Origin of the sequence: Dictyobacter vulcani (genome assembly GCF_008974265.1) — a bacterium.
Taxonomy (GTDB): domain Bacteria; phylum Chloroflexota; class Ktedonobacteria; order Ktedonobacterales; family Ktedonobacteraceae; genus Dictyobacter; species Dictyobacter vulcani.
Window position 1 is genome coordinate 155,750 of sequence record NZ_BKZW01000004.1, and the last position, 17,937, is coordinate 173,686.

The 17,937-nt window shown below is 53.9% G+C and carries 18 protein-coding genes; 7 read left to right on the forward strand and 11 right to left on the reverse strand.

Going from position 1 to position 17,937, the window contains the following annotated elements; genetic code table 11:
* Positions 1-8 precede the first annotated feature (8 nt).
* The 4 genes from KDW_RS33280 (at position 9) to rsmG (ending at position 2,677) form a co-directional block, all read left to right on the forward strand.
* Positions 9-992, forward strand: a complete 984-nt coding sequence (locus KDW_RS33280) for a hypothetical protein (RefSeq protein WP_198925622.1) — start codon at positions 9-11, stop codon at positions 990-992.
* Entirely contained in the window at positions 983-1,246 is a 264-nt protein-coding gene (locus tag KDW_RS33285) for a hypothetical protein (protein WP_198925624.1), read from the forward strand. The genes KDW_RS33280 and KDW_RS33285 overlap by 10 nt, the downstream gene beginning before the upstream one ends.
* Before the next feature lie 67 nt (positions 1,247-1,313).
* Positions 1,314-2,141 carry a VWA domain-containing protein gene (locus tag KDW_RS33290; RefSeq protein WP_198925626.1) on the forward strand — a complete coding sequence of 276 codons (828 nt, stop codon included), beginning with the start codon at positions 1,314-1,316 and terminating at the stop codon, positions 2,139-2,141.
* Between the two features lie 2 nt (positions 2,142-2,143).
* Positions 2,144-2,677, forward strand: a complete 534-nt coding sequence (gene rsmG / locus KDW_RS27985; RefSeq protein ID WP_151759212.1) for a 16S rRNA (guanine(527)-N(7))-methyltransferase RsmG — start codon at positions 2,144-2,146, stop codon at positions 2,675-2,677.
* On the opposite strand, the gene KDW_RS32035 is transcribed toward rsmG, so the two are convergent.
* Positions 2,656-2,799: a hypothetical protein gene (locus tag KDW_RS32035; RefSeq protein ID WP_233097955.1), complete on the reverse strand. Its 144-nt coding sequence runs from the start codon at positions 2,797-2,799 to the stop codon at positions 2,656-2,658. The genes rsmG and KDW_RS32035 overlap by 22 nt on opposite strands.
* An 874-nt stretch (positions 2,800-3,673) precedes the next feature.
* Between KDW_RS32035 and KDW_RS35415 the strand changes: the two genes are divergently transcribed.
* Positions 3,674-3,802, forward strand: coding sequence for a hypothetical protein (locus KDW_RS35415; protein WP_269822540.1), 129 nt, complete (start codon positions 3,674-3,676; stop codon positions 3,800-3,802).
* Between the two features lie 1,072 nt (positions 3,803-4,874).
* Here KDW_RS35415 and KDW_RS27990 read toward each other — a convergent pair.
* From KDW_RS27990 to KDW_RS28035, 10 genes are all read right to left on the reverse strand, one after another.
* Complete coding sequence (locus KDW_RS27990) at positions 4,875-5,645, reverse strand: ABC transporter permease (protein WP_151759213.1); 771 nt, start codon at positions 5,643-5,645, stop codon at positions 4,875-4,877.
* Positions 5,646-5,651: 6 nt separating this feature from the next.
* A complete protein-coding gene (locus tag KDW_RS27995) occupies positions 5,652-6,422 on the reverse strand; it encodes an ABC-2 family transporter protein (RefSeq protein WP_151759214.1) in 771 nt (256 codons plus the stop codon).
* A complete protein-coding gene (locus KDW_RS28000; protein WP_151759215.1) occupies positions 6,419-7,402 on the reverse strand; it encodes an ABC transporter ATP-binding protein in 984 nt (327 codons plus the stop codon). Before KDW_RS28000 ends, KDW_RS27995 begins: the two co-directional genes overlap by 4 nt.
* Positions 7,403-7,767: 365 nt before the next feature.
* Positions 7,768-9,165 (reverse strand): adenylosuccinate synthase, encoded by a 1,398-nt coding sequence (locus KDW_RS28005; RefSeq protein ID WP_151759216.1) that lies wholly within the window; start codon positions 9,163-9,165, stop codon positions 7,768-7,770.
* A 116-nt stretch (positions 9,166-9,281) separates the two neighbouring features.
* Positions 9,282-10,775: a spermidine synthase gene (locus KDW_RS28010; protein WP_162005682.1), complete on the reverse strand. Its 1,494-nt coding sequence runs from the start codon at positions 10,773-10,775 to the stop codon at positions 9,282-9,284.
* A 66-nt stretch (positions 10,776-10,841) separates the two neighbouring features.
* A complete protein-coding gene (locus tag KDW_RS28015) occupies positions 10,842-12,041 on the reverse strand; it encodes a zinc ribbon domain-containing protein (protein WP_151759218.1) in 1,200 nt (399 codons plus the stop codon).
* Between the two features lie 196 nt (positions 12,042-12,237).
* Positions 12,238-12,717: a M67 family metallopeptidase gene (locus KDW_RS28020; RefSeq protein WP_151759219.1), complete on the reverse strand. Its 480-nt coding sequence runs from the start codon at positions 12,715-12,717 to the stop codon at positions 12,238-12,240.
* A 454-nt stretch (positions 12,718-13,171) separates the two neighbouring features.
* Positions 13,172-13,861, reverse strand: a complete 690-nt coding sequence (locus tag KDW_RS28025) for an HAD family hydrolase (RefSeq protein WP_151759220.1) — start codon at positions 13,859-13,861, stop codon at positions 13,172-13,174.
* Positions 13,862-14,019: 158 nt separating this feature from the next.
* Positions 14,020-14,478, reverse strand: coding sequence for a response regulator (locus KDW_RS28030; protein ID WP_151759221.1), 459 nt, complete (start codon positions 14,476-14,478; stop codon positions 14,020-14,022).
* Positions 14,479-14,495: 17 nt separating this feature from the next.
* Positions 14,496-16,085, reverse strand: a complete 1,590-nt coding sequence (locus KDW_RS28035; protein ID WP_151759222.1) for a DUF7125 family protein — start codon at positions 16,083-16,085, stop codon at positions 14,496-14,498.
* A 230-nt stretch (positions 16,086-16,315) separates the two neighbouring features.
* Between KDW_RS28035 and KDW_RS28040 the strand changes: the two genes are divergently transcribed.
* A complete protein-coding gene (locus tag KDW_RS28040; RefSeq protein ID WP_151759223.1) occupies positions 16,316-16,585 on the forward strand; it encodes a hypothetical protein in 270 nt (89 codons plus the stop codon).
* A 141-nt stretch (positions 16,586-16,726) separates the two neighbouring features.
* Positions 16,727-17,734 (forward strand): SIS domain-containing protein, encoded by a 1,008-nt coding sequence (locus KDW_RS28045; protein ID WP_162005683.1) that lies wholly within the window; start codon positions 16,727-16,729, stop codon positions 17,732-17,734.
* The last annotated feature ends 203 nt before the right edge of the window (positions 17,735-17,937 follow it).

Genomic DNA, 17,937 nt, shown 5'->3' on the forward strand with positions numbered 1-17,937 from the left:
TGCGCACCATGTTCAATCGTTTTAACCGCAATCGCTATGGCTACACACGCTGGGATGGAACGCAGAAGATCGACGGCGTAGATGCGGATGATATTCTCAACGCATTGGCCGATGATTATATGGAGGATGGCAACCTGCAGCAGGCGCTCAAGCGCTTGATGCAGGACGGCGTCAAGGGCCAGGATGGCAAGCGTGCTATGGGCTTGCGCGAGATGATGGAGCGCATGCGTAATAGCCGCAAAGAGCAACTCAGTCGCTATAACATGGCCTCGGGCGTCATGGATGACCTGCGCGAAAAGCTGGAAGAGATCAAGCAGATGGAGCGTGATGGCATCCAGCAACGTCTCGATGGCAAGCAACCATCCTCTGAAAATCAAGCCAGCCAGCCCCAGCAGGGCCAATCTGGTCAGGAGGGCCAGACATCCCAGGATCAGCAGTCTCAAGCCGGCCAATCTGGTCAGTCGGGACAGGCTGGCGACTCGGATGGCCTGACATCTGAGCAGAAGCAGCGTATGCTGGAGATGATTGCGAAGCGTAAGCAAGATTTCCTGGATGGTCTGCCGCAGGATGTGCCGGGTCAGATCAAGGGCTTATCTGATTATGATTTCATGGATCAAGAGGCGCGTGATAAGTTCAATGAGCTGGTGCAGGGCTTGCAGCAGCAAATGATGCAGCAATTTTTTCAGGGTATGCAGCAGTCGTTGCAGAATATGAGTCCTGAAGATGTCGCGAATATGCGCGAGATGATCCGGGACCTGAATAAGATGCTGCGTGAGCGCCAGGAGGGCCTTGAGCCTGACTTCGATTCGTTTATGCAGAAGCATGGTCAGTATTTTCCGGGTGTGAACTCGCTGGATGATCTGATCGAGCAGATGCAGATGCAGTCGGCGGCCATGCAGGGCATCATGGATAATCTTTCGCCTGATCAACGTCAGGAGCTCCAGGATCTGATGGAGCAGATGATGGGTGACGATCGATCCGTGTGGATATGATGGAGCTGGCGCAAAATCTGGAGGCGATCGCGCCTTCTGAGCAGATGCGTACCCGTTTCCGTTTCCGTGGTGATGAGTCACTGCCGCTGAATGAAGCTATGCGTATGATGGGCCGCATGCAACAGATGGATGGCCTGGAGGAGCAGTTTCAGGAGGCGCGTCGTCTGGATAATATCGAGGCCATCGATAGTGAGAAGGTCAAGGATCTGCTGGCGATGATGAATATCAGTCGGTCGAGCAACTCAAGGAACTGATGAAGACCCTTGAGGAGGCTGGCTATATTCAGAAGAAAGGCAACCGCTGGAACTGACCGCCCGCGGTATGCGCAAAATCGGTCAGAAGGCCTTGCAGGATATCTTTAACAAGATGAAGCGCGACGGCTTCGGACGGCATGTGAGTCCGTTCCGTGGTGTGGGTGGTGAGCGTACCGATGAGAGTAAGCCCTATCAATTCGGTGATGCCTTCCTGCTCGACCTGGAGAAAACGTTGATGAACTCTGTCCATCGACGTGGCGTTGGCACGCCTGTACAGCTGCAAAAGGACGACTTCGAGGTCTACCGGACCGAGTTCACCACGCAGTCCTCAACGGTCCTGATGATCGATATGAGTCTGAGTATGGTGTATAATGGGTGTCAGCAAGCGGCCAAAAAGGTCGCGGTGGCCCTGGAGAGCCTGATCCGCTCACAGTTCCCACGCGACAACCTGTACATCGTCGGCTTCTCCTTCATGGCTCGCGAGTACAAGCCCAACGAGCTGATGGAGCTGAGCCGTTATGATAATGATCGTGGCACCAATATGGCCCATGGCCTGATGTTGTCGCGCCAACTGCTCGCCAGGCAGCGCGGCACCAACAAGCAGATCATCATGATCACCGACGGCGTCCACCGTCTGGCACGAGGAAGAATACGGCTGGCAATTCGCCTACCCGAGTCCTCTGGCGGAGCAGCAGACCCTGTTGGAGGCCAGCGTTGTACGCGTGACGGTATCACCATCAACACCTTCATGCTCTATGATGATAACTGGATGGTTGCCTTCGTCAATCAGCTAGCCGAGCTCAATCGTGGCCGTACCTTTTATACCGACAAAGACAACCTGGGAGAATATCTCCTGGTTGATTACCTGAATAGTAAGCGGAAGTTAGTATCGTAATTATGTCTGAAGAAGTCTCACCTGTATTCCAGGCTGGACTGACACAGCTGGGTCTCTCCCCACAGGTGGGAGAGGCCTTCCTGCGTTATCGCCAGGAGCTCCTGGATTGGAATGCCCGTTTTAATCTGACCGCCATCAAGGATCCAGAGGAAGTGATGATCAAGCACTTTCTGGATTCGCTCTCCCTGCTGCAAGTCTATGAGCGGCAGCAAGAGATCCGCCTGCTCGATATCGGCACCGGACCCGGTTTTCCCGGCCTGCCGCTCAAGCTGGCGCGGCCCGACTGGCATGTTACGCTGATTGAAGCCACCGGCAAGAAAACTACTTTTTTGCAGCATATCGTCGATGTGTTCGAGCTCAAAAACGTCGAGATCATCCATGGCCGGGCCGAAGATATCGCCCATAAACGCGCCTATCGTGGAGCCTATGATCTCGTCACCGCCCGTGCCGTCACCGCCCTCGCCGGCCTGCTGGAATGTTGCGCCCCTTCTGTAAAGTTGGCGGCACCATCCTCCTACCCAAAAAAGGCGACATGACCGACGAATTCACCCAGGGCAAACGCGCCGCCAACCTGCTCGGCATCCGACTCAAAGCCGACATCCCCGTCACCCTCCAGGGACTCAACGACGGCCGCCGCCTGCTGCAATGGGAACAACAAAAGCCCTGCCCACCCCAATATCCTCGTCCATGGGCCGTCCTCACCAAAAATCCCCTCTCCACGTAGGCATCGCCCCGCCCCGCTCCGTACCGTAGCGGCAGCCTTCACGGCCTATTAGGCCCGCCCGTGCAATTTACAACGTTAACGAACTCTGCACCTTATCGGCAGCGACGGCAAAGCAGAGAGAGCGCCAATTTCGGCACCTTATCAGCAGCGTAGACACGATTTTGGCGGCTCACGCTGCCGATAATGGGAGTTTCTCCGCACTGTTGGTTTTCTTGCATTCTTGGGACGTACCCGCTCCCAGCGCAGGGAGGAGAAGGTTCGTCAAGACCAGCGTCACGCAAGCTATCATGAAGTACAAAGCGGGAAGTAAGAGAAGATTGAGCATGACTTGAGAGGCAATACGGGTTTGACCTATCTGGCCTGTTTTTCTTCTCCTTTGATCTGTACTGGTTGTCTATTTTCTCGTATCCAGCACGAATTACCCCTTACTTGTTCTGTTCTTGCTTCCCACTCTGGTGTACAACCTGCGCTGTAGTGAGGGGTTGCTCACAAAGCTGGGAAACAAAGCGAAGGCCGCATAGTGCTCATCGGAAGAGAAATCAGCGACGGCATCAGCAACATAGAAAACAAGAATATCACGCATGAAAGCATTCAAGCTTGTGGCAACACAGCCTTTATTGAGATAGGGCTCTTTGAGCAGCTCCTCGATAAGCGAACTGGCGTACTCCTGGCCCTACCTCAAATCAGAAGATTGAAATGAAGCTTTTGTTTAAAGTACTACATTATAAACATAAAGCATGATAAATTATTATAGTGCGTCAGAATAAAAGAAAGGAGCTCAACACGCATTAAGAAAGGATCGAAGCCGATGTCTAGCCCATTGCACCGCAAACGGTATGCCACGGATCTTACAGAAACGATACGACCGTTTCTCTTCAAAGTATTTCGCAAGAAGGGAGATGTGGAGAGTTTGATTAAGACGACAGAAGATCCATAACGACTTTAGAAATGTTCTTTTTGAAAGAAGGAGAAGATGGCTTTTATGAAAAAGCTAAACACACTGGTTGCAGCCCCTTTGCTTGGCCTCACAGTAAGTTTTGCTGTTTTATCGGGTGTCGCCTCTGCCCATTCACCTGCTAACGCGCACGGTTCGAATGTGACACACGCGCATCAGCAGAACACATCAGCTGCTAAAAACTATCGTTCCGATCACTTCAGAAAGTGTAAGCCTACTCGAATAAAATCGATCGCAGGAGGGCCAGTGGCATTGACAACCACGTTCACTCCAATCCCAGGAGAGAGCTTTACTGTCCCATCTAACTGTGCCTTCACCATGGAGGATCAAATCACCGTTCACCAAACGGGACAAAATACGCCTGAAAATTTTCCGTCTACTGTCACCTGCCAACTTGTTGATAGTAGAAACAACGTAATCGGGCATGCAGAAAATGACATAGACGAAGACGCGTCAAATGCTTCGTTCCCACTTAATGCTAACGTAGAACCCACGCGCATGGAGGACGAGTACTCAATCCCAGTCACCTACCACGTAGAATGTAAGTACCTTCCACCCTCAGGCACTACACCTACGGATCTAACAATTAGATCAAGCGGAAATGTGGTCATTGGTCAGCCTGTTAACACATGCGACTTCGAGTCGGAGGATGCCAAGCGAACAGAGTGTGACTAACTGGTTTTCCCGCCAAGGGCATGGGTGAAGAACGCATCAAGGCGCACCAAGTTGATCGACTGCTGGCGAGCAGTTCACCATCCACATATCCGGCATCGACAATCTGTTCCTCGATCTGTTCCTGTGGCACGAAGCCTCATGTCTCTGTGGACAGAAACATGAGGCTTCGTGGGCAATGAGGCAATCAAGCAGAATCCTTTCAATCGTGTGATCATTTCTGTTCATTTGTTCCTTCGTACCTTACTCCCATATTATGATAATCACCAGGTCTACGTTCCACTCTTTAATGGCTCTTGAGTATGAACGGACCGGATTACAGCGCTAAGCCCTTAGCGTTGTAAATTTCTCCGGCGGGCCTGATAGGCCTTCACGGCTGCCGCTACGTGTAGCGGCGCAGGCTTATATTCCAGGCCTGGTGGACGATGGCGATGGCTAGCGCGCCTGTCGCTATACCAATCAGCGGTAGCAGCGGATTGCTTTTGCCTGTGAGTATTCCTGCGGGAAAGGTGGCCAGAAAGGCGAAGGGCAGGATATAGATCAGGCAGAAGCGTAAGGGCTGGCGGTAGATATCCACGGGATAGCGCCCGAATTGCCAGAGTGCGCTATAGAGTACATCCAGGTCCATGGATGGTACCCACAGGCTGAGGCAAGCCAGCAGGACGCGGGCAGCCCAGGCGATGATCAGTCCGACTGCTAACAGAATCAGCCAGCCAAGGATGCTCCACCCGGTAGGTATAGTGCCCAGGTTGTGCCAGCCGATGGCTACGACTAGCAGGCCCGGCAGTACCTGGGATAGTGCGAGCGGCTCACATTTTCCCAGGCTGAGCATGAACAGGCTGGATACAGGTTGGACCAGGGCACTATCAAGTTTGCCGTCTCTGACCTGACCGGCGAACCAGCTTAAATTCGGTTCGACAAATGTTGCGTAGATCCCGCTGACGATCTGGAAGGTGCCGAGTAAGCTCATCGACTCGCCGAGGCTCCAGCCGCCCAGCGTGCGGGTCTGGGTATAGACAGCTCCCAGTACCAGGAAGCTGGCGGTGATATTCAGGATAGTCAATAACAGCTGAAAGAGCAGGTTGGCCCGAAATGTTAACTCTCGTCTCAGTGAAAGTGAGAAGCTGGCCGCCAGGATTCTGATGAGTTTCATTGTAACTTAACCTCCGATGGCTGTATAGCGGCGTAGGCCGGACCGCCAGATGAGTTGGAGGGCCAGCGCAAACACGAGGATCCAGAGGATCTGCCAGCCATAGCCGCTCAGGATCTGGCTCTGCTGTAGTCCGGAGCTCATGATCTCGGCGGGAAAGCCCAGCAGGGCATACATGGGCGCTATTTCTCCCAGAATGTGCAGGTTGGCAGGAAAAAGTGCGATCGGGGCCGCTGAACCTCCGAGCAGGAAGATCAGTGTTTCACCAAAGCTGACGATGGCGTGCGCCTGCTCGCTCCAGAAGGCTGAAAGTGCCAGCAGGTATGTGAAGAGAAAGCGCAGGATCGCGGCCAGCAGCAGCGCCGGTAGCGCCAGGAGTATCATCCTCACATCCCATGTGGTTCCCATGCCAATCCCGACGATGATCAGCAGGGGGAGTCCAAATAGCAGATGCAGTACACGCAGCGCGATATTTGTGCCCAGTGGCCCGAGTATAACCGGTTGCGGCTTAAGCAATTGCTGACTGAATGTTCCGTCGTAGATGCCGTTGGCAACGGTATGGTTTTCATAAGAGACCGTCATTAGCTGAACGGCCAGCAGGGCCACATAATAGGTTGAGATCTGGTGATTGCCGGGAAGCGCCACCGACCAGATGGCGAGCCCGATCAAGGGGGCCACCATCTGGTTGATGATCAAGGTTAGCAGAAAGGCGCGCCATGCCAGCCATTGCAGGATCTCGCGTTGGGTCGAGATCACGAGTAAGTGCAGGATACGCCTCATGCGATGCCCTCCCGATAGACCTGATCCATGACGCGCTCCAACGGCGGATTTTCAATGGCCAGGTCGATGACCGTACACTCGGCCAGGAGCCGTGTGGTGACTGCGGCAACCTGATCACGCTGTACACGCAGGGCAACCTTGCGGTCCTCTGTCTCCACCACCTCACCATAACCACTCCAATCAGGACATAGCTCATCGGAGATGGCGACCTTGAGGAGTTTATAGGATGACAGCGTGGCTGCAAGCTCCTCCAATCTACCATCATACTGCAATCTTCCCTTATCGATCAGCACGATACGCTTGCAGAGTGTCTCCACATCGGCCATATAGTGGCTGGTCAGCAGGATGGTCGCGTGCGTCTCGCGGCTATAGGTGGCGATAAAGCGGCGCATCATCTGTATGGCCGTGACATCCAGTCCCAGCGTTGGCTCATCCAGGAACAGGAGTCGTGGCTGATAGATCAAGGCCAGAGCCAGGCCGCAGCGCATCCGTTCACCCAGGCTCAGGGCACGGATCTGCCGTCGCAATAGCTGCTCCAGATCCAGCATCTCGACCAGCACCGCCAGGCTTTTCTTGAAGTCCGTATCCGACACCTCATAGATCAATTGCTGGAAGCGTAGCGAGTCCAGCACCGTCAGCTCACCTGGACCACTGATCGGCTGACTGCCACGAATCAAGGCGATCTGCCGCAAAAAAGCTGGCTCGCGTCGCCAGGGAATAGCGCCGAGCGCCCTGACCTCGCCACGCGTTGGATGCAGGATACCACTCAACATTTTCAGTGTCGTTGTTTTGCCCGCACCATTCGGCCCGATAAAGCCGACCACCTCACCGCTATCCACTGTAAACGAGATATTCTCTACCGCATGAATCTCGCGATAGGTGCGGTGAACCACCGAGACCAGTGCGGCCCGCAAGCCAGCCTCTCGTAACGGAGCCTTATAAACCATTGTTAGATCCTGGACATCAATCACAGAAACCATCGAAACTTTCCTTCCCTCTTGCATAAGCTTCACTGTTCTGTGCATGCATGCAACCATCCGCTGTCCGAGCCGGCCCTGCTCTTGATGGACAACAAGAATACTATACGACACTAATGCAAGAATTGAGAGTAGCTTATCTCTGGTGAGCACGAGGTGGCGCTATAAGCAGCATTGCAGCCAGCAAGTCTACATTTGCACTTGAGAATTTTACATGATATCGCGTAGGTTCGAGGCTTGTCCTCGATTGGTTCGCCGCACGATACGGCTTGAAGAGAAACGTTATCGTGATGGGACAAATCGGAGACATGCTCCGAACCTACGAGAAACGTTATCGTGATGGGACAAATCGGAGACATGCTCCGAACCTACGAGGGATGGGGCGGGAAGATATCAAAATGCGAGGCCCAAACACGCGGGCCTCGCATTTTGATTACGTTAGCGCATGCTGTTTCTGGGTAGCGATTATCGTGGTCTGGTTCGGTCAGGATATCCTGGATCTGGATGGTTTTTCCGCGCTGCGGGCTGACGGAGACCATGACGATGGGGGTCTCCAGGATTTCTTCGAGCCGTTTCAGGTAGTTTTTGGCGGCCTCGGGTAGTTCGTCGTAGGTGCTGATGCCGGTGGTGCTGCATTGCCAGCCCGGGACCTCTTCATAGATGGGTTCGCAGGCGGCCAGGTCGTTGGGTGAGGCGGGCAGGTTATGGATGGTCTGGCCACGCAGGTTGTAGGCGGTACAGATCTTGATGCTGGGCAGGGTATCCAGGACATCGAGTTTGGTAATCACGGCGGCATCGAGTCCGTTGATCTGGGCGATGAAGCGTCCGGCTACGCCGTCGAACCAGCCGCAGCGGCGCTCACGGCCGTTGTTGCCTTTGAATTCGTGTCCTTTTCCGCGCAGGACTTCGGCGGTGCCGTCAAAGATCTCGGTGGGCATGGGACCACTACCGATGCGGGTAATATAGGCTTTATAGATTCCGACCACGCGATCAATACAGCGTGGAGGCAGGCCTGCGCCAACGGCGGCATTGGCGGCCATGGTCGATGATGAGGTGACGTAGGGATAGGTGCCAAAGTCGATGTCCAGCAGGGCTCCCTGTGCGCCTTCAAGCAGGATGGTTTTGTGCTCGACCAGGGCATCGTGCAGCATCTTCTGCGTGTCGACGACGCGGGTATGCAGTTGCTGTCCATACTTGAAATATTCTCCATGGATCTCTTCCAGGGAGAGCGCGGGCTGGCCATAGATCTGGGTGATCATGCGATTCTTCTGTTGCAGAATCATCGATAGCTTGGCACGGAAGGCATCGACATCGGATAGCTCGGACATGCGAATGCCGGTGCGTGCATGTTTATCGACGTAGGCTGGGGCGATGCCGCGTGGTGTACCTTCCAGTTTCTCGCCGGTGCGAGACTCTTCTTCGAGTCGATCCAGCACAAAATGATAGGGCATGACAACATGGGCCCGTTCACTGATATAGAGGCGCGAGACATCTATACCTTGTTGCTTTAATTGCTCCATTTCCTCAAGGAGTGCCTTTGGATCGACTACGACACCATTGCCAATGATACAAATGGTGTTGGGAAAAAGAATACCGGATGGGACGAGATGAAAGGAAAACTCACCGCCGTCGTGTACCACACGATGGCCGGCATTGTTGCCACCCTGGTAGCGCACCACGTAGTCTGCGCGCATCGCCAGTTCGTCAACAATTTTGCCTTTGCCTTCATCTCCCCACTGGGCACCTATAACTGCTACTACCGCCATGATCGTGTTTCCTCTCAGCTTTCTAGATTCGTCTACCCATGCCTTATGGATAACCCTGTTGTCCATTACAACAAATTTACTCTGTTGCTGTCAATACACCTTCCTGGTGTCTCGCACTATGGTTGCAATATGTAGTTCAGCAACAATTGATCGGTAATCTGTTCAATGGGTGCCTTGTCATCGGTAAAAACTATACCTCCGTCAACGCGTCCGCGCGTGGCTACAGGGAGGACTTCGGTAGCGAGTTGTCCCAAGGTTGTCTCCGCTGAAAACTGGGAGAGATTCGCCCGGAATGTGTCAAGTGATGTCGGTTGCATGGTTGCCATAATCTCAGTATTTATTGTACCTGGTACATTAAAAACGTACACGCTTGGAAAAACGGTGCTCAGCGTATTTACAAATGCTTGTACGAGTCGATAATCTTTCGCCGTGTGCCCGGTATTGAGGGCCACGACTCCTGTGGATGAGAGGTGATTGCGCACCTGGGTAAAAAATTCACGGGTCGTAAATTGGAATGGAATATATGGTTGTTGAAACGCATCAATTGCTACTATATCATATGTATGCTTGCTGGCCGCGAGAAATGTGCGCCCGTCCTGAGTATAGACGTGTAGATTAGGCTCATTCATATTGAAATATTGTCGCCCAACGCGCACGATTGCAGGATCAATTTCCGCGCCATCGATCTGGACATTATTATAGACCTGTGTGAACTGGCGAGCAACTGTTCCGCCGGCCAATCCAATAATGCCAACGCGTTTGACCTGTGAGGGTTGAATGCCCTTATTGAAATATGGTGCCGCCAGGAAATAATCCCAGTACCAGCCAGTCAGAATATCCTGTTTCTGTGGATTATAGACCGAGTGGATGGCCTGCCCCTCATTGAGGATCAACTGGCGTGTGCCATCTGGTTCCCGGGTGACCTGGATATAGTTATAGTAGGATTCCTGTTCGTGGATCAGATGCGGGATCTCTTTGAGGGGTCCCATCTGGATGAGCAGGGCGATGGTGAGCAGGATGGCCAGCGCCGGTGCCGGCAGGATGTACGAGACGCGTTGCCAGCGCGGTAGCAGGCCCCACAGCGAGGCTGCCAGCAGCACGACACCGAAAATCAGAATGGTGCGCCGTACGCCAAAGGTTGGAATCAGCCAGAGCACAGGCAAGAAAGCACCGAGAATACTACCCACGGTCGAAATAGCATACAGCGAACCACTGACACGTCCACTCTTCTTCACATCGCTCGTCACCAGGCGGACCGCAAACGGTGAGACGAGTCCGAGGAGAATAACTGGTATGGCGAAGAGCAGCATAGTGCCAACCAGCGAGCCTAAAAATATGCCGACAGAAACTTGTTCGAGTCCAGTGACAGACCAGGTCAGGATGCTTTGACAGACAAAGGGGATGATAATGATGGAAATGCCAGCCACCGCCGTAATCATACACAACACGCGCGTGTGTGGATAGCGGTCCGCGAAGCGCCCACCCAAAAAGTAACCCACCATGAGATAAAGCAGGATCAGACCAATCAGGTTCCCCCAGATAAACAGCGAGGTCCCAAAATAGGCTCCCAGGAGACGTGATGCACACATCTCAAGGGCTAAGCTTGTCATGCCACTTACGAACACCAGTCCGCTCAGAAAGTGTTTCAACTGTTCCTCCGATTATGGTGTTCCGGTTTAAATAAATTGGAACTTACCAATCATGATATTGTAGTACGCGATGCTGACTTGTGCAAATTGACTTTGCGGTGCCTGAAATTCCAGGATGAAGGTTTTTCCCTGGTGAACGGTCACACAGACGGTCACCTGCTCCATTGTTTGATTCGCGCCCATATAGAGCAGGCCGGCCACGGACCAGGTTTCGCCGCCGATTGTCGCGGTCTGTACCGCCTGCGGGGCTTGATAGCCTGGTTGACTGGCATAGACCGTCTGAATCTCGTTCGCCAACAACTGTCCCGCGGCCGCTGTGGCGGTGTCCTGGCGCTTAAAGATCGCGATCTGATCTGCCTGCTGTGGATTCAAAAATTGCATACCAGTACTACCTGCGACCGGTGTTTTTTGCCAGCCGACGGCGTACTGATCGATAAAGCCATTGGGAGCGCACTCGGTGCCACACCAGGTAAAGCCTGCCACCGGGACCGATGTGGCGATGGCCACGGTTGTTGGTGTGCTGAGCGCCGTTGGCGTACTGACGACCGTTAGGGTAGGGGCGACCCTGGTTGTGGCATGCGCGTGAGGGGGCTGCTGCGTAGATTTTGCCTGTTGATCCTGCCGTGTACTGGCCACGATTGCTGCGACACCGAGCACGCCAATGATCAGGGTAAGCAAGCAGATTGAGATGATCAGTAGTTTATAGTGTGAGATCGGCGGTCTGGATTGTGGCAGGCCGCCTTGTCGCTGATATGGTGTCTGTGGCACCCGTGGATAGCCTGTTGGAGCGGGTGCGGGCACAACTCCGTAATGCTGCTGGCTTCCTGACGGTGCCAACTGTCTGGTCGTGGCAGGCCGAAAGTTGGCTGGCGCTCGCTGTAGCTGATTTCCTGCTGGATTAGCCAGGCCCTGGCTTTGTCTGGGGGGGAGCACAAAGGCCTCGGTGGCCTCGTGATAGATGCCTGCTGATACTGGCTGTTGCTGTCCATAAGCAAGTTCAGGTTCTTCGTACGACCAGGCGCTCTGGACCTGTGGGGATGGCATAGCCGTGTCCTGACTCAATGATGCTGTAGGGGGGGCAGCAGCGGGTGCGGGATATAGTCCTGGTGGCGGAAACGACAACTGCGCATTTCCTGGCGTGCCGACCAGTGGGCCCGATGGTCGCCCACAATTGCTACAAAACTCTTCTCCCGCTCGGAGTTCATTTCCACACCGTGCACATTTCATATATTTTTTTTGATCGTGCGGAAACCCCCGCTTGTAAACACAGGGAGGAAGCACGCCTCCTTTTGATTACCTTCTTTCGCCGATTAAGCAGCTTTTATTATACTGTATTTGTCGGGGTGTGGCTATAAAGGTAACCATATCTCTCATGACCTTTGTGTGGTGAAGCCGCTGCTGATGGTGCAGCAAACAAGCAGGCTCATGAGAGATGGATCGGGATATTTTTCAGGCCTTCGCGATCAAAGTGGTGATAGGCAATCAGTGGGGCCGCTTCCAGTGAACCACGGGCCCGTTGCAGGAATGCCGCATCGAAGGGACCACTAATGATCAGCCAGACCCAGGGAATCTGCTGCTCCTGATTGACGCGCTGCATATTATCCCGATCTGTCTGGCTGGCGCGGGGAAAGCCGGTGGGATGGCTATGGTACACGCCGATAACTTCACCGGAATGTAGCATCTCGGTTTCCAGTAACTCGCCTGGCTCAAACTCAAAATACACTGGTGAGCCGGCCGTATTTTGTAATGGTTGTGCCTGCTCCACCAGCCAGTTGCCATCAGTATCCATGCGCCCTAGCAACACCCCGCACGCCTCAATCTCCGCGCGCTGTGATACATCCTCTAACAGTGCTTCCTGCGCCGTCTTTTCCAATGCCAGATAAGGAATAGCGTGCTGTCTCATAAAGGCTCCCAGCTATGAATATAAATGCAGAAAAAGCATTTCTTTACAACAGCTATCCCTACTATACCACAGCAAGCAAGAACCTACTATATGTCAAACTTCGTTTGATGGGTTGTGCGCCCGCTACGCGGGCGGGATGGGGGGAGATGCCGGGGCACAGCCCCCGATCCCCCAGTCAAGGGGCTCGCCGCCCCTTGTATCCCCAGGTTGGCGCCTCGTACATGCCCGGGTTGATGCCTCGTGCATGCCCGGGTTGACGCCCCTTGTATCCCCGGGTTGACGCCCCTTGTATCCCCGGGTTGGCGCCTCGTGCATGCCCGGGTTGGCGCCTCGTGCATGCCCGGGTTGGCGCCCCTTGTATCCCCGGGTTGACGCCCCTTGTATCCCCGGGTTGGCGCCTCGTGCATGCCCGGGTTGACGCCTGCTTCTCCATCAAATGATGTCTGATAGAGGATTACGATGAGGCGATATCGTGTTGTTGCCAGAAGCGTTTGCCGGGATATTTTTGGAGGTCGCCGATATGGTTGATGTCCATGTCGGGTGTGTAGTTTTCCGGGAAGCTTTCTCTGGCATATTTGCCCTGGCGCACAAAGACGGTGGTGACGTCATCACCCATCAATTTCTTGATGTCAAACAGGATCTGGGGCTTGTCGTCGATGACGGTCCAGTGGTCGGCGGGATAACGCTGGCGGATCTCGTCGAGATGTTCTTGTTTGTGTACGAAGAGCATGACGTGTCCCTCGACGGCCTCGGCCAGATTACTATTGAAAATTTTCTCCGCCTGATACACGAGGTCGCCATCGGAGACGATTACTACGGTTCCTAAGGAACTTAAATAATGGACGGTCTCGATGGCATGTGGATACAATGCCTGGGCAAAAGGATAATTATGGAACATCGACAGCGTATGCTGATAGGTCTGCTCGTCCAGTTTGTCTTGCGGCACGCGCTCGCGCAGGCGCTCCAGGGCCAGAGGAATATCCACCACACTGCGTTCCTCACGCACCTCTTCATAGATATCCCAGTAGAGCTTTGTCAGCTCTGGTCCCAGTTCTGCTTGCAGAAACTCGTTCTGCTTGTCCTTAATTCCATCATTGTCGAGCAATGTATTATCAACATCGATCCAGAATACCAGTTTTGGCATGGGTTCTTTCTCTCTTATCTAGTAGATTAAAAATGTCTCGGTCCAATTATCCCACCAGTGGGAAGACAATGGCCGCTTGTTAGCAACGACAGCTTTTCCGCTGTACATCTACGTGTAATGATACGTTCTTTTATTTTCTTTTGTTTCGCTTTTGGCCTTCACCGCCAAAATTGACGGCCCTGGATGGCCGCTGGCATCGCTACTATGAATAGTGATTGGAAATGAGTGCGATTAGGGGAATCGGCCGGTGGAAGGAAGCTGCGAATGAGTTGCTCAATTTGCTCGACCTCAAATGGTTTAGAGATGAACGCGTCTACAGGCAAAGATACCTCAGACCATAGTTTGGCCGCGGTAAGCATTACGATGTATGGTGGTGTCGTGTCCCGTTTGCTTGCTTCTTTATGTAATCCTCGTACTACACCTTCCCCGTCCAATACCGGCATCATCAAGTCTGTGAGCACCAGCGCAGGCCAATGCTCACGGGCGATGTTCAGCGCTTGTTGTCCATTAAAGGCAACCAGAGGTTGGTAACCGAGTTCCCGGACCACCAGCGCCAGCACCTCAGTAATCGGTATGTCATCGTCAACAATCAAAACGATGGGTATTTCTTCATGCAAATGTGCACACTTCTTTCTTAGTCTTGTCCTTGTTCTGAGAGGGAACTCCTCTGCGGATGGGACACTCTTTTTGGGACGGATGCTTGTTGTTCTGCTATTCTGATTAAGGTGTCCCGTTCACTCTCATTGGGTGCCAGCACACGTACCCCTTCGGGTGCCCGAATCAGAAAATTGCGGAGCGTTTCATCGTGAGCAGAATAGCGCATCTTTGGCACGGAGAGAATGCGCTGGAATTGCTTTTGATAAATGAGTTGTTGTACGAATATCACATTTTCTGTGAGCAATGTCAGTTCATCCACTGAGAAATCCTGGTATGTGTTGACGCTCTGGGTTAGTTCTTTGATCACGAGCAGCGTCACACCCTGGTCCCGTAAGATGCTCAGGAATGCCGCCAGATAATCGGGAACACGTTCGGCTCCACTGCTTCTTTGGATAACTCGCTCCCATTCAGTAATACTATCAATGACCAGACGCCGTGTGCCGGTTTGCTCCAGAGCATCCAGCAGTTCTGTGGCGACATGATCGGGGTCTAATTCAACCGGATCCCAGTGGTGGAAGGTCAATCCCCCGTTGGGAGACAACGCGTTCTGCAACTGTTGGCTCCACGCAAAGCCCACTGATTTTTGCACCATCTGGTCCGCTGTCTCGCGAAAGCCAAGGAAAAGCCCCGGTTCTCCTTGTTCCACCCCTGCGAGGAGAAATTGGAGCGCGAGAAATGTCTTACCCGTTCCCAGGTTTCCCACCAGGACCGTTCCTGTCTGGCGGGTCAAGCCGCCACCCAGTAAGGTATCAAGTTCTGGTAATCCGAAGGTTGCTCGTTTGGCTGGCGTGGTTGCAGGCGGCTTCTTATTCCAGCCCATCTGGAACGGCTGCGCCAGCCGTGTTTCCAATCGTGGGAAAACCTCTATCCCTCGCTCGTTGATCGACAAACCATGGAGACCTGATAATGGTGCTCTCCCTCGTGTTTTGATCACTTCAAGGCCGCGATGGGTGCGTCCGCCAGGCAATGTATTGTAGAGCCCGATCAGTACATCCGCAGTGGTCATTTCAGGAAAGAGCGTTGCATCGTGCGGATCTGCCTCCGCTGTGACAAGTGTGGTTGTGCCAAGCAGGCTTAGTTGTGTGCCAAGATTATAGAGCAGGTGGCGGGTGGCTACAGAAGCGATCACCTGATCGTGTAACCCCTGGAAGCCATCAATTACTATGATGCTCGCCTTTATACGGCGCACTTCTGCCACAATCTCCTGTTCCGTGATGGGACCTTCCGATGGAAAAAATTGTTGTATACTAAACACCTGTACGTTACGGCCAATCAGGTCTGCCGCAAAGAAGCGATAGGAACGCAGGTGATTCAGGAGCTTGCTTGTTGGTTCAGAGAAAGCCGTCAAGAAAAGGACGTTTTCTCCACGTTGAGCAGTGGCGAACGCGATCTGACTGGCAAGAGTGGTCTTCCCACTTCCAGGAGGTCCAAGGATAACTGTGAGTGCTCCCTTTGGTAGTCCTCCCCCCAACACTAGATCCAACTGGGGAACGCCTGTTGGCTCAAATGGTGATGGCGGCGGAAGCATCGGGATCGATGTTGTATCAGGCGGAAGGAAATCCATCATGCCTTCTTTCTTGATCAAAAAAACACAGATGCTATAGTATGTCACGGGCTTCCTCTATTTGGCGAGAGGAAGGTTGCTTTTAGCACATCCATGGCATTTTATATCTTTTCTTATTGCACCGTTTCGTATACAGTATACCAAATATTGCAATATGTTTATCCAAGAGATAGCCGGTGGAGCGGGAGACATTCCCGCAATCCCCGTGCACGAGAGATGGGAGCAAGTGAGCAATGAAGGTTATTTTCAAGAGTAAAGATTTTGCCAGCGTTGATGGATCGGGCTTTGGTTTCAATCACCGCCGCCCGATGGCCAATCCCTGGCAATACCAGGGCCGGGTCCAGCATCGGCAATGGCAAGGGACCTATGAGTGTGAGTGGGAGCAAAACGTCAGCAAGGGCCGACAGCCCGAGCTGCTCTGGACCGTTGAGGGAGATGCCCGCCTCTTCGGCCTGGCCGCCGGCCTCAAATCTAAAGGTTTCACCGTCGACGTTGAACCATAAACCAATTTCTCGTACCGGCAGCGCCTGTCGCAGCGACCTCTCGACGTACGACAGGTCTCCCCATCTCGACCAGAATGCGCTTCACCGAAACGTATTGGCCGCAAGAGCATGCCGTTACTATTTGAGAAGGAGTTTGCTACGATGAATTTTGCGCTTGATGCACAGATCGCTTCACAGCCGGAGGCTATTGCGCGTGTGCTGGCTCAGGTTGAGGTGCCGACTCTGGATGCCGGTCGGCCGCTTATTTTTGCGGGGATCGGTACTTCGCTGCACGCCTGCCGGGTGGCGGCGCACTGGCTGTATACGCTGAGTGGGGGGCGCATCCTGGCGCTGGCGCTGAGTGCCCATGATCTGGCTCTCACGGCCCCACTGACCCGTGAGCACCAGGTGGTTGTAGTCAGTCATCGTGGCACCAAGCGTTTTCCTGGCGAGGCTCTGCGCCGGGCCCGTGAGCTTGGAGCTTACACGGTTGCCATTACCAGCATCGATGCGCCCGAGCCCGAGGCCGACGTAATCCTGCGTACCTGTCCTGGAGAGCTATCCAGCACCCACACCGTCTCCTATACCACCGCCCTTGCCGTGCTGGCCAAACTGGTCGGTACAATGTCTGGAGAGCACGGCCAGCAGTTCCTGACAGGACTCCAGAATATCCCGGCCGCCATTGAAGCCACGCTGGCAGAACCTGCTCCAGTCGCTATTGCCGAGCAACTCGCCGGACGTGAGCCGATCCTGCTGGCGGGTATGGGCATCGACGCCATCACCGCCGCCGAGGCCGCCTTGAAAATCAAAGAAGGAACCTACCAGTGGGCCGAAGGCATAGAGACCGAGAACGCCCTGCATGGACCGCCCGCCGCGCTGCGCGCTGGTATGGGGGCCGTGTTGATTACTTCCAGCCTCGACGACGCTGGCCGGACCCGTGAACTTCGTACAGCCCTGAAAAGCCTGGACGTGGCCACCTTTACCTGCGGCACCGGGTTCCAGGACGACCTACGTTTCGCTTCTGTAGATACCCTGCTGCGTCCATTTGTCGCCATCGTCCCACTCCAGCGCCTCACCGCCGAGATCGCCCGCATCCGCCACACCAATCCCGACGCCATCCACACCGACCAGGAGCCCTGGACCACCATAATGGCCAGCTATAGCTTGTAGCAGCAGCCTTCACGGCTGCGACCAGTCCACGTATGAGCAAGCCTCTCGTCGTACCGGCAGCGCTTGCCGCCAATACGTTTCGGTGAAGCGCGTTTGTGGCTGTGAACGATGTTGTGGAGAAAAGCAGCGGATCGTACGTGGAGAGGGCGCCACACGCGGAGGCCGGCATGCGGCGTGATGGTGGAGCGAGGGCTCAAAGAGCA